The sequence below is a fragment of the Microcoleus sp. N9_A2 genome (genome assembly GCF_036701775.1).
In the GTDB taxonomy this organism is placed as follows: Bacteria; Cyanobacteriota; Cyanobacteriia; order Cyanobacteriales; family Microcoleaceae; genus Microcoleus.
The window spans coordinates 1-13,528 of record NZ_JAUBRH010000101.1; the positions used below are offsets into that span (position 1 = coordinate 1).

General features: G+C 43.9%; 8 protein-coding genes. 5 read left to right on the plus strand and 3 right to left on the minus strand.

All coding sequences use genetic code 11. The annotated features are described in order from the left end of the window. Nucleotides 1–114: 114 nt before the first annotated feature. Nucleotides 115–3,462 (minus strand): EAL domain-containing protein, encoded by a 3,348-nt coding sequence (locus tag QUA44_RS29200; protein ID WP_333257040.1) that lies wholly within the window; start codon nucleotides 3,460–3,462, stop codon nucleotides 115–117. A gap of 346 nt (nucleotides 3,463–3,808) precedes the next feature. Between QUA44_RS29200 and QUA44_RS29205 the strand changes: the two genes are divergently transcribed. The 5 genes from QUA44_RS29205 (at nucleotide 3,809) to QUA44_RS29225 (ending at nucleotide 10,824) form a co-directional block, all read left to right on the plus strand. Next, nucleotides 3,809–4,387: a hypothetical protein gene (locus tag QUA44_RS29205; RefSeq protein ID WP_333257037.1), complete on the plus strand. Its 579-nt coding sequence runs from the start codon at nucleotides 3,809–3,811 to the stop codon at nucleotides 4,385–4,387. Nucleotides 4,388–4,739: 352 nt separating this feature from the next. Next, on the plus strand, nucleotides 4,740–5,777 hold the full coding sequence (locus QUA44_RS29210; protein WP_333257034.1) for a M20/M25/M40 family metallo-hydrolase: 1,038 nt from the start codon (nucleotides 4,740–4,742) through the stop codon (nucleotides 5,775–5,777). A gap of 199 nt (nucleotides 5,778–5,976) precedes the next feature. Continuing rightward, nucleotides 5,977–7,833, plus strand: a complete 1,857-nt coding sequence (locus tag QUA44_RS29215; RefSeq protein WP_333257031.1) for an ABC-ATPase domain-containing protein — start codon at nucleotides 5,977–5,979, stop codon at nucleotides 7,831–7,833. Nucleotides 7,834–8,017: 184 nt separating this feature from the next. Then, on the plus strand, nucleotides 8,018–10,378 hold the full coding sequence (locus tag QUA44_RS29220; RefSeq protein WP_333257028.1) for an FHA domain-containing protein: 2,361 nt from the start codon (nucleotides 8,018–8,020) through the stop codon (nucleotides 10,376–10,378). Further along, complete coding sequence (locus QUA44_RS29225) at nucleotides 10,375–10,824, plus strand: EVE domain-containing protein (RefSeq protein WP_333257026.1); 450 nt, start codon at nucleotides 10,375–10,377, stop codon at nucleotides 10,822–10,824. The genes QUA44_RS29220 and QUA44_RS29225 overlap by 4 nt, the downstream gene beginning before the upstream one ends. Before the next feature lie 84 nt (nucleotides 10,825–10,908). On the opposite strand, the gene QUA44_RS29230 is transcribed toward QUA44_RS29225, so the two are convergent. Beyond that, nucleotides 10,909–11,949 carry a glucokinase gene (locus QUA44_RS29230; protein WP_333257023.1) on the minus strand — a complete coding sequence of 347 codons (1,041 nt, stop codon included), beginning with the start codon at nucleotides 11,947–11,949 and terminating at the stop codon, nucleotides 10,909–10,911. A 66-nt stretch (nucleotides 11,950–12,015) separates the two neighbouring features. After that, nucleotides 12,016–13,434 carry a transposase gene (locus QUA44_RS29235; RefSeq protein ID WP_333257021.1) on the minus strand — a complete coding sequence of 473 codons (1,419 nt, stop codon included), beginning with the start codon at nucleotides 13,432–13,434 and terminating at the stop codon, nucleotides 12,016–12,018. Between the last annotated feature and the right edge of the window lie 94 nt (nucleotides 13,435–13,528).

A 13,528-nucleotide genomic window follows, 5' to 3' on the forward strand; every position in this document is an offset into this window, starting at 1 on the left:
CTCTCCTAGCGCGGTGGCTCTAGTTCTTCTTTTGCCACCGTTCTCATCTTTGGTTAGTCTAAACTACAGTTTTATAATGACAACTGTCAACTGTCAACTGTCAACTGTCAACTGTCAAGCAATTTTCACTTGTTGCAACAGAGAATTTACCAAAAGTTTACTAGCATCGCCGGCCGAGAGCGGCTTGCTAAAATAGTAACCCTGAATTTCTTGACAGTGGAGTTCGCGCAAACACTCCAACTGCTCTTTAGTTTCTACTCCTTCGGCTACCACGCTCAAGTTCAAATCTCGCCCCAGCGTCGCTACAGCCTTGGCGATCGCCCGTTCGCAGGGATCATTCGTCAATCCGCTAACAAAGGATTTATCTATTTTTAAGATATTCAAGGGAAACTTTTTGAGATAATTTAGAGAACAATAACCCGTGCCGAAATCATCCAGCGCAATTTGCACTCCCATATTCTGCAACTCCCTGAGAACTTTTGTGGTATAGTCCACATCTTGCATGGCTGTAGTCTCGGTAATTTCTAACTCTAAATACTTGGGTGCTAAACCGCTTTTTTCCAAGCATTTCGCTACCATTTCTAATAAATTAAATTGCTGGAACTGCCGAGCCGAAACGTTGACTGCTACCCGCAAATCTGGCTGCAAAGCATCCTGCCAAGCTTTATTTTGAGTACAGGCTGTTTGCAGCACCCATTCCCCAATAGCTACAATGAGCCCGTTATCTTCGGCGATCGGAATAAATGTAGCGGGAGTAACTAAACCTAATTGTGGATGTTGCCAGCGCAGCAGGGCTTCCATGCCCTGAATTTTCCAAGTAGTGATGTTGACTTTTGGCTGGTAGAAAACCTCAAATTCTCCCTGTTCTAGAGCCTCGTGCAGCCTGTTTTCTAGATTCAGCAACTGGCTGCCTTGCGGGTTCATTGTTGAAGTATATAACTGATAGTTATTTCTTCCCATGTCTTTAGCGCGGTACAAGGCAGCATCAGCATTTTTGACTAAAGTTTCGGCATCTTCACCATCATCTGGATAAAGGGCAATGCCGATGCTGCTGCTAACATGAAACGGTTGTCCTTCTAGTTTAAATGCTGGCTTTAAATTGTCAATAATTCTTTGAGCTGTTTTAACTGCATCTTCTAAGCAATTGATATCGGGAAGCAGTATGGTAAATTCGTCGCCTCCCCAGCGGGCAACCGTGTCAGTCGATCGCAAAGTGTCGCTGATGCGTCCGGCAAAACTTTCTAAAAGGCGATCGCCCGCAGCGTGGCCTAGTGTATCATTAATCTTTTTGAACCTGTCCAAGTCTAAAAACATCACAGCTAGCATTTTTTGGGTTTGTTTAGCTTGTTTTAAGGAAGCCAGCAGCCGCTCGTTAAAAAGTATCCGGTTCGGTAAACCAGTGAGTTGGTCATAAACAGCTTGATAGCGAATAATTTCTTCAGCTTGCTTGCGCTGAGTGATGTCCATCATCGTACCGATCGCCCTTACTGCTTTGCCACTTTCATTGCGGATGATGTAACCGCGATCGAGCACAAAAACATATCCCCCGTCTGCACGGTGAAAGCTGTATTCTTCCGACCAACATTGAGCGTCTGAGTTCATTGTTTGGTTGAAGCTTAACATCACTCTTTCCCGTTCTTCGGGATGAATATTTAGCCACCAAGATTCTAATTCTATCGTCTGAGTTTCGTTGAGTTTGTATCCAAAAACTTTTTCAAACTCTTCGCTCAACCAATACTCATTTTTTAACAAATCAAAATCCCATACAGCATCATTTGTCGCCCGCGTCAGCAGGTGAAATCGTTCTTCGCTTTTGCGTAGTTTTTCTTCTGATTGCACCCGTTCCGTTACATCCCGAAAACTGAATACTCTACCAATAATTTTGCCTCCCGTGCGCTGGGGCAACGAGTAGCGCTCGAAGATTCTGCCATCTGTCAACTCGATGAGATCGTAACTTTCTTCTGCGGGGCAATCGGACAATTCTTTAGCACGGTTGAGAAATATTTCCGGGTATTTTAACTGGTTGATTTCAAACCCCAAAATTTGGTTGTTATCTCTCGAATCAACCAGGAAATCCGGCAACTGCCACATTTCGGTTAACTTGCGGTTAAAAGTGATAACTTTTCCTCCACTGTCAACCGCCAGAATACCGTCAGCAGTAGATTCAATGGTTGCTTGAAGCAATGAAAGAGATGTTTCTAGTTCTAACTCTGCTAATTTGCGATCGCTGATGTCAAATGCTGTGATTAATATTGAGGCTTTTTTTTCAAATTTTATAATATCTACAGTTGCTTCAATCCAGCGCATTTTTCCGGTTTTCGTGACTATTATTAATTCATATTTTGACCCTACATTTGAGCGGGCGTGGCTGGATTTACCCCAGTTTTTAACTATTTCTAGAAAATCTCGATGAATTAAGTCGTATAAATCTAATGCTAGTAATTCTTCGCGACTATATCCTGTCAGAGCTTCTGTCTCAGCATTGACATAGCGGAACTGTCTGCGGTGATAAATAAATGCCACAGCATTAACAGTTTCTATCAGTTGGCGAAACTTTTTTTCACTGCGCCGCAAATTTCTTTCAGCCCGCTTGCTATCGGTAATATCTTGTGCTATGTACAACTTGCCGCTGACCTTGCCTTGACCGTCGCGAATAATTGAAATAGAAAGCTGTACAATTATTTTTTTTCGTTGTTTAGAAAGGTAGACTGTTTCGACGTTGCGGACAGAGTTTTCGGCTGTTAAAATTGCTAACTCTAACTCCGGGTTTGGTGATTCACTGTTCTTAAAAAGTCCCGCTATTGGTTTGCCTAACAACTCTTTTTTAGAGTATCCCAGAAGTTGACAGGTAGCTTGGTTTAACGACAGGATATGACCGCCCGGGGTTGTCGCAATTATCGAGACGTTCATTTCCTCGCAAATATCGAGAGCATATTCGGCAGTTTGCTGCAAATCTTGGGTCATTTGGGCAATAGTATGCCAGATATCCAGTTCTTTTTTTGGATACAACACTTTTTCTCCTTTTGGTAGCTTGTCATTCTCTGTTTCAGACTTCGGCTTGATTAACCTCATCGTCTTGGATAAGCTATTTACTGTTTTACCCCTGATTAATAATGAGATTAATACAAAAATAAAAACCAGAAAATGACCGATTATGCTTAACCTAATAGTAGGTTCTTTTCTAGGAGTATCCTGAGATTGTATATAATTGTAAGTCGGTAATTGTACTGCCTCAATTGGGGATAACTTATCCAAAAATAATGCGGGACTTGCAGAAGTAAGGGGGCGAGATGCCGATCGCAAATAGCTATGTTTCTGAGACTGAATCAAAATTCCTTCTACAGGGGGAGTGCCATGCCTATCTCCTACACTTGTCGGTAATATTTTTGGATTTATGCCACATTTCGCAGCAAAAATAGCAACCGCGAAATATCCTAACATTAATTGAAAAATTATTTTCACTTGCTCTTCTTCCTAATTTTCAATAAATCATTTTCTGGCAATCCTAAATCTTAAAAAGTTTAGCAGGACTTGCTCTGTCATAGGAAAATCCAGCCAACCTTAATTTATGTTGACTTGTAAATTAAATTTTACCCAGCTAATAACTTAGCTTTATAACTAATTACAATTTTAATCTTAATTTAAAATGTGTCATCAGCCATTGTGCCACAAATTATCCGCCATTCTGCCTAGACACCGGGTGGAAGCGCGCTAAAATTAGATAATTCCCGTAAGCAGGCGACCGGGATTTGTTAGAAAAATAAACAATTAGCTTAAAATCGATGCAGAGGTCCCCCTAATTGAACCCATGAGTCAGACCATCCCAGAACTCCAAAAAGAAGTCCGCGCGCTGCAAGCAGAAGTTACCGCCCTGCAAGAGTCGCGGGAAAAACTTGCCGTACAGCGCTCTGAGTGCCGAGTGGCAGTCAGTTTTCCCAAAAATAATACTCCTGAAGCTATTGCTGAGTTCCACCAGCAAACTGCTGCTTTTGGGGAGCAGTGGTTGCAGCAAATCCAGGAAATTGACCGAGAGACTAAAAATATTGAAAAGCAACTGCAACAAAAACAGGCTTTAATGAATTACAAGCAAGGTGAACTAGACAACTTGCTTGCCGGAGAGCACTGGCAAGAAGTAGAAAACCACGTTCAAACCGGGGAAAAACGCTTGCAAGCACAAGCTCGTAGAATCAATCAAGCAGCAGCGCAACTAGAGACAGAAATTCAAGCTTTAAAAGCACTGTACGACCAACTCAATCCGAGTTATTCCGAGTGGTTTCAACAACCAACTCAAATAGTTGAATTTTCTGCAAAAACTATTCCTTATGCTTTTCCCAGCAGCAGTGGCTTGATCTTGGATAATAAGGAGATTGAGTGGGAACAAAAGTAGTTTTGACTTTTAAATTTTAAAGGTAAATTAGTGATTTTAATGTCGCCGTCGAACGCTCAAATAAGCAAGACAGATTCGACGGCAACATCCCAAGGCTTTTACCAGCTTGTTTAAATCCAAAATACAAAACTGCCTCTGGCACAGCTAATTTTAAGATTTGTGAGTTTCATTTTTGGAAACAGGTTTGTTTGTAACTCTAGTGTCAACCTACAATCTAAAATACAACAGTTCTGGACGCATCAACCGGGTTTTACGAAAAGACTTTGTTGCAGCCCTCGCTGACGCTAAAACACCAGGTTGATGAGAGCGAGGAGTGCGTAAGCCCTGTCTAAAATCTCAAATAGACTTACTGATGAAACAATTGATTTGGATAGCGCTATTTATTCTGGTTGCGGTGGTGGCTGTGGGTTGGCGTTCTGACTCGTGGCATCGGTTGTCGGCTGTACCAGAATTTTGGGTCGATAGCAATATCCACACTTCCCAAAACCCGTCTCCCTTACCGCTTCCGGCTGAAAAAAATACTTTTTTTCAGCCGGAAATTGACCCGTCCCGGCTGTGGAAACACGTCGAGACTTTAGCAGGAGAACGCGATGGAGAACGAGATCGCTCTTTTACTAGAGACTACATTTCCCAGCAATTGCAAACATTAGGATTTTCCGCAGATTTGCAGCGGTTCGATCGCGGAATCAACGTCTTTGCTGAGAGAAAAGGCACTGACTCAAACGCCGGTGCAATTTTAGTGGCAGCACACTACGATACTGTACCAAACTCCCCAGGGGCTGACGACAATGCGACGGGAGTTGCTGTAGTTTTAGAAGTAGCAAGACTGCTGGGTTCTCGCCCCACGCCTCGGACATTGCAAATAGCTTTTTTCGACCGGGAAGAAATTGGACTTTTAGGCAGTTTAGCATTCACCGGTAGCGAGGCGCGGTTAAAAAATTTGCAGGGAGCGATCGTCCTAGATATGGTAGGTTATGCCTGCCACACCCCCGGATGCCAGCAATATCCCGAAGGATTGACAGCGCAACCTTTTCTAGAAGCATCGGGGGTAAAATCTCCTGACAAAGGCGAGTTTATCGCTGTGATTGGGGATGCGGAACATCCGCTGCTATTGAAAAGTTTTGCGGAGTCGGGAAAAGCCGATTTGCCGCCGGTGGTGGCGCTGCCGGTTCCCCTGAAAGGGTTGCTGACTCCCGATGTTTTGCGGAGCGACCACGCGCCTTTCTGGTATAAAGGAATTGGTGCTGTGTTGGTGACGGATACTGCAAATTTGCGATCGCCCCACTATCACCAATCTAGCGATACCTTAGCAACTATCGATCGACCTTTTTTCGCAGGTTCTGCTCAAATTGTTGTTAATGCTACGGCTAAATTATTGGAAATTCGGTAATTGGTAATCGGTAATTGGTAATTGGTAATCTACTCGTTACCAGGCTCTGCCTGGTAACGCATATCGGGAGGCTCTGCCTCCAATTTTCCCACCCGAAGCAAGCGAGGCAGAGCCTCTGGAAATCGGTTCCTAGGCAGAGCCTAGGAACCAGCTAAAATAACAAATTAATTAATAAAAAATAACCAATAACCAATAACAAATGACTAACAAAGAAAGCCTACAACGGCATTTACTGCAACTAGACAATCGAGGCTACAAAGCCTACAAAGACATTCAAGGTAACTACGACTTTTCTGAATTCACATTAATTATTGATTACGTGCAGGGAGATCCGTTTGCTTCTCCCAGTAAATTTAGAGTCATAGTTCCCCCCAACATTGCTCAAATTCCCCGCGAATTTTTCAGTTCTCGCAGTAGAGAAATAGCCCTGCGAGATTACCTAACTCGCCAGTTTGACAAAGCCGCATACAGCAATAGCAGCAAACGCGGTACTGGCAAAAGCGGTATGATTGCAGTGACTGGCTTCGGACAAGAAGTTTTAGAGCGAACTTCGGCATTTATCATTTCCTCCAATACATCCGATATCGAAGATTTAGGAGGAGTTGAACTGCGATTTGCCGTCGGACTTCCAGCGGGCGGGCGCAGTATCTTAGGGCGACAAGCTGCTGAAATGCTGTGCGAAGATATTCCGCGAATTGTCAGCAATTCTCTCAAATATCCTCACTTAAATGCTGCGGAATGTCGCCGTCACGTTGAAACCGTAGAAGATGCTGACTGGCTGCGGCTGCAATTAGCTGAAAAAGGATTAGTTGCGTTTGTTGCTGATGGTTCTATTTTACCCCGCCGCAGCGGTGTTGACAACAGCCCTTTGTTAAATAATGCTGTGGCTTTTCAGTCGCCGCCGTCGTTAAAAGTTGACTTGAATTGTCCGAATCGCGGTTTGATTTCCGGTATGGGTATTCCCGCTGGCATTACTTTGATTGTTGGCGGCGGCTATCACGGCAAATCTACTTTACTAAGGGCGATTGAGTTGGGAGTTTACAACCGAATTCCGGGAGATGGCCGAGAATTTGTGGTGACTAATCCGGCGGCGGTTAAAATTAGGGCAGAAGATGGCAGAAGTGTTGCGGGAGTCGATATTTCGCCTTTTATTAACAACTTGCCACAAGGTAGAGATACTGCACAATTTTATACTGAAAATGCGAGCGGTAGCACGTCGCAAGCTGCTAATATTATTGAGGCTTTGGAAGTGGGGAGAAGGAAGTTCGGCAACGGATTCTGTAACGGATTTAACGGATGTCAGTCCGATGGAAGTCGGAAGAAGGAAGAAGGAAGAGGGAATGAGGAACAGGAGAGAAGTAAAAAGGAACAGGGTTTAGTGCCTGTTTTATTAGTTGATGAGGATACGGCGGCGACGAATTTTATGATTCGCGATCGCAGAATGCAAGAACTCATCGCTAAGGATAAGGAACCGATTACGCCGTTTATTGATAAAGTTAAACAGTTGTACGCAGATTGCGGCGTATCGACTATTTTAGTCATGGGGGGAAGTGGCGATTATTTTGATGTGGCAGATACTGTGATTGCAATGGATAACTTTCAAGCATATAATGTGACGGAAAAAGCTAAAAAAATTGCTATAAATTACTCGATTAGCCGTGCTGCTGAAGGGGGAGAAACTTTTGGTGAGATTACTCAAAGAGTGCCGATTCCTGCTAGTTTAGATCCGAGTCGGGGACGGCGAGATGTGCGGGTGAAGGTGCGGGATGTTGATGAATTGGCTTTTGGAACTGAGGATATTGATTTGGGTGCTGTTGAGCAAATTGTGGACAGCGGACAGTTAAGGGCGATCGCTGCGGCAATGGTTTATGCTAAGCAGCAATACATGGACGGAAAACGCACTTTATCGGAAATTATCGATTTGGTGATGGCAGATATTGACGCGCAGGGGATGGATATTTTATCGCCTTTTCCTGAAGGGGATTTTGCCATGTTTCGACGGTTTGAATTGGCGGCGGCAATTAATCGGCTTCGTAGTTTGTCGGTTGACAGTTGACAGTTGACAGTTGACAGTTGACAGTTGACAGAATGAATAGGGAATAGGGAATAAATAATATAGATGTAACGTGCGCGGAAGACGATAGTATATACATTTTGCATGAGTTCTAAAATAAATAAGTAGATTGTTGCCATACTTTTGATATGCTGACAAAAGTGAGTGCAAAAACCGCGATTGAAGTATGACAGGCAATATAGGACAACTGACTGCTTTAAGCGATCGACCGTATTTAGTATTAAGCAATCAAGGCGAGATTTTACAGTTAGAGTTAAAACAGCAGCAGCACGTATTGGGGCGCGATCGCACTCGTGCTGATTTAGTCATTCCCGAACCCTGGCGCGCAGTTTCCGGCGTTCACGCTGTTTTGCGCCAAATTGGGGATAATTACTGGATTTACGACGGTGACGGGCAGCGGCCGAGCACTAATGGCTTATTTGTCGATCGCACTCGCATCACTCCCAATGACGGTTATTGTCTGAAAAACGGCACAGAAATTAAAATCGGTCTCGATCCTCAAAATCAAGTTTTGCTGACTTATTTTAATCCGCTGCCGAATCAGGTTGCTGTCCCTAGCAAGCAGTCAATTCTTCTTAAGAATCGGTCGGTTTTGTTGGGTCGCGATCCAAACGCTTCGCTGCAATTAGATGCGCCGCTTGTTTCTAGACGCCACGCCACAATTGACCAAGACAGTCGCGGCAATTATATTTTGCGAGACCACAGCGTTAACGGGGTTTTTGTTAACGGTCAGCGAGTGACAAATTCTGTACAGTTGTCCGAGGGAGATGCAATTCGGATCGGCCCGTTTACTCTAACTTACCGCAGCGGTGAGTTGCAGATGCAAGACTCCGGCCATCAAATTCGTTTGGATGCTGACAGTCTGGTGATTCCGAAGCGTTTGGATAACATCACTTTGGCGATCGAACCGGGGCAGTTTGTGGCTTTAGTCGGCGGTAGCGGCGCGGGGAAATCTACTTTAATGCGGACGCTTTTAGGCATTGAAAAAACTACTAACGGCGCTGTGTTTCTCAACGGCGACAACCTGCGCCAAAACTTCAATATTTACCGCAATCAAATCGGTTACGTGCCTCAAGATGATATTGTACACGCAGATTTGACAGTAGAAGAAGTCTTGAGTTATGCAGCTAAATTGCGCTTACCTCCCGATACAGATGTCAAGCAGGTAGTCGCCAAAACTTTAGAAGATATTGAAATGACTCACCGTCGCAAGGCTTTGGTAAAACAGCTTAGCGGCGGACAGCGGAAGCGGGTCAGCATCGGAGTCGAACTGTTAGCAGACCCGAAACTTTTCTTTTTAGACGAACCGACTTCAGGACTCGATCCGGGTTTGGATAAGAAGATGATGCAACTGCTGCGAAAGTTGGCAAATCAAGGCCGAACGGTGATTCTGGTGACTCACGCGACGGCAAATATCACGATGTGCGATCGAATCGTTTTTATGGGTCGCGGCGGACGCCTTTGTTACTTCGGCCCGCCTAGGGAAGCGCTCGATTTTTTTGATGTCAAAACTGGCGATTTTGCAGACATTTACAACGAATTAGAAACAGGAGAAACCAACGTTCAAAGCTGGGCAGATAAGTTTCGCAGTTCTCCATATTATCAGCAATACATTGTCAATCACTTCAGCACAGGCAACGCTAATACAAAAATACCTTCAGCACCTTCTCTGCCAAAATCTCAATCTTTTGTAAAACAACTCGTTTTGCTTGCCCAGCGTTATTTTCAACTCGTTTCCCGCGACTTAGTTAACTTAAGCTTAGCTCTTTTAACAGCGCCGATCGGCATTAGTTTACTGCGGCTTGCAGTCAGAGATAAAGACCCATTAATTGGCGCGCCGGAGGCCACTTTAGCACCTTTGGCGTTGCGAGTTTTGTTTGTATTTACCTGTGCGGCGATTTGGGTGGGACTGGCAACTTCTCTGCAAGAAATTGTCAAAGAATCAGCTATTTATCTGCGAGAACGTTTGGTCAATTTAGGATTGTTTGCTTATTTAGGTTCAAAAATTTTTATACTTGCTGGTTTGGCAGTATTGCAAACGCTGTTAATGGTAGGAGTTATTCTGATTGCTTTTAAATCCCCCGAACCGAGTTTGATTTCCTGGGCGATGGGGGCAACTATTACCACATTCCTAACTTTGATGAGCTGCATAAGTCTCGGATTAGTCGTTTCCGCGATTGTTAAAAATAGCTCTCAAGCTAATAGCGCTTTGCCTCTATTATTGCTGCCTCAGATTATTTTTTCGGGAGTTTTGTTTAAGATGGAAGGTGCGGCGAGCAAGTTTTCTTGGCTGATGTTAAGCCGCTGGTCTGTGGGTGCTTACGGCTCTTTAGTTAATGTGAATGCGATGGTTCCCACACCTACTACATTACCGGATGGGAGTACGCTTCCTCAGCCGTTTGAGCCTACTCCTGTTTACGATCCAACTTGGGAAAATTTGGGTTTAAACTGGGGTATTTTGTGCGTGCATATTTTCGTTTATTTGATGTTGACTCTGTGGTTGCAGAAGCGGAAAGATATTTTATGAATTATTGGCTGATGAAGTCGGAACCGGATGTTTATAGTATTGCGGACTTGAAGGGCGATCGCACTTCGATTTGGGACGGCGTTCGCAACTATCAAGCTCGCAATTTCCTGCGACAAATGAGTCGGGGAGATTTAGTATTTTTTTACCATTCTAATACTAAAATACCGGGAATTGTCGGCTTAGTGCGCGTCGTTGAAACTGGGATTGCCGATCCGAGTCAGTTCGATATGAATAGCGAATATTACGATCCTAAATCGCAGTTTGATGCGCCTCGTTGGCAAACTGTGAAAGTGGAGTTTGTTGAGGAGTTTGCTAAGTTAATATCTTTGGATGAACTGAAACAAAAGTTTAGTGCTGATGAGATTTTGGTTGTGAGAAAAGGCAATCGGTTATCGGTGATGCCGATATCTGAAGGTGCTGCTGAGAAGATTTTGAACATGACATAACTCTAACTAAGTATGGTGCGTCATCAGAGCGTTATTTCTTCAAATATCTAGAAGCTTAAAGGTGACGCACCATACAATTATTAACTAAAGACCTGCCGCACAAACGGCTGCTCCAATTAACCCTACATTGTCATTCAAAACCAATCGAACTGGCATCATTTCTAACAGCGAATCCATCCGGCCTTTGTGCGTAAAAGCTCGCATAAAACCCCCTTCTAGAATCAGTGGCAAAATCTTAGTAGCAATGCCGCCGGCTATATACAAACCCCCGTAAGGTAGAAGTGACACAGCCATATTTCCCGCGACAGCGCCGTAAGCTTCTACAAACATTTGCATTGTTTGTTCCGAAAGCCGATCGCACTTTTTGAGTGCCGCCTGTGCAATTGTCGCCCCCGGATCGACAGTCTTCTCGCTTTTACCGATTTCTGACTCCCATTTTTTGATAACTTCCCCTACCTCCGACGATTCAGGGGCAAACTTTCTGTCCCGCAAAAACTGGTAAATTGAAACAATCCCTAGTCCCGAAACTACACGCTCGATCGATATTCTTTGAATGTCATGTTTTGCTAACAAATATTTTAGCAATTCAAACTCCAACTCCGAGCGAGGAGCAAAGTCACCGTGTCCCCCTTCCGAAGAAAAAACCCTGATGCCATTTGCCTCGGGAATTGCAAAACAATTTCCCAAACCAGTACCTGCACCAATCACAGCAATCGGATCGTGTTGGCGGGGTTTTCCTACTTGCAAAATGTGCAAATCTCGCTCGTCCAAACCCCACACGCCGTAGCCAACTGCAACAAAATCATTAATTAAACTAACGTGCGATATTCCTAATTCTTGTTCCAGACGCTTCGCATCCAACAGCCAAGGCAAATTAGTCAGTTTTGCAGTGTTGTTAACAACCGGGCCTGCGATCGCAAAACAAGCTTTTTCAGGCAAGGGCCCAAAATCCAATTTCATAGCAGCTTCCCTCAAGAACTGCTCCACCATCGGTACTAAATCCGGGAACTCCCCGCTCGGATAGCGAAACTCGTAAAGTGCGTTCATTTCACCCTTAACAGTCCTTTCCACTAAGCGCAAAATTGTCTTAGTTCCGCCAATATCGCCAGCTAATAATAATGCCATAAATCTCTTTTTCAACCAAAGATAACATTCCCCATGTGAACTAACCTGACGGTCAACATAGTACAGTTAGACCGCAGGCTTCTTTTTCCTTTTTGCAAAGGCTTTTTTGAGTGACGGAGTTCCCCCGCCACTTTCGTAATTCAAGCCAATCTTTCTGATAAGTTTAGCTGAATTTTCGTCTCGATCCAAAGATTCTCCACACTGACAAGAATGCCACCGTTCCGATAATTCTTTCGGGACTTTATTGAGACAGTTCCAGCAGTGTTGAGAAGTTCCTTTCGGGTCAACGAGTAAAACGCTTTTACCTAATTTCCAAGCGACATACTTCAGAACGTTGGCAAATTGCCCGTGAGCGGCATCAAGCATGGATTTATTCAAACCGCTTTTAGCTGACTGACCGTTCGGCAAATAAACCAACTTACCATTTTCAATATCAGTTTTAGGCTTGGCACGTCTAGTTAGATTCTTGACACTCAAATCTTCAATAACTAAAACATCACACTTGCTAAGGAGCTGCGGTGCTGTTTTGAATTGAAAATCTAATCTAGCTCTGGCCACGAACTGATGGAGTCTGAAAATCTTGTCCTTGATAATCTTCCAAGGTTTAGAACCCTTAACTCTATTAGCTAACTTCGCTTGAAGCCTTGCTAATTTCTCAGCCGACTTTCTCAAGAATCTCGGATTTTCAACTCTTTCGCCATTGGAAAGATAAGCGTAATTAGTGACTCCCAAATCAATACCAACAGTATTATTTTCAGTCGGTTGAATTTCTACAACCGTTACGGGAACCGTCTTATCTTCTAGCGTCAAGGAAATATACCACCCATCCGCTTCTCTGATAACACTACCCGTCTTAACTGTGAACCCTGTTGGTATTGGACGATGGAAAACCATCGGTACTTGACCTATTTTGGCAAGGCTAATACAAATCCTATTTTGCTCGTCCTTGACAATATCTAAGTTGTCTAATTGAGGGTAAGTGAAGGATTTGTAGTAGTGAAGCCCCTTGAATTTGGGCTTACCTCTACGATTGCCGTTTTTGTCGGGCGTAGTAAAGTTTGAAAAGGAAGTTTCAACTCTGTTAACGACATCTTGCAAAACTTGAGAATCCAACACTTTGTAATCACGAAACAGTTTTTTAGTGTTTTTCAGGTCGGCAAGTTGTATCGTCTGCCACTGTACATATCCGCCTTCAATGTTTGAGAAAACGTCACCTTTCTTGGTCAAAGGATTGCCTGATTCATCCTTCTTTCTGCCATCTCTAGTTTGCACTCTCGTCAAAGGAATATTTCGATAAATCTCCTCAACAGGGATTATCGAAACAACTAATGGGCAGGCGTTGATAGGTGTTCTCGTAGCTTCCCACCATCTGAATCTTTCGCCTAGTCGGTAGTTGTACTGCCGACGACAGAGTTCTAAGTGAGCCACGATCGTCGTTAGTTGGGCTTTGGTGGGTTTGAGGCGGTATTTGTAAGTTAATTGCATTTCTAAACTTCCTTTTTCGGTAAGCGTTCAGGGGGTATAAAGAAGACGAAAAACCACCCCCAAAATCAAAAAATAAAATTAGGCAGCAGTCAAC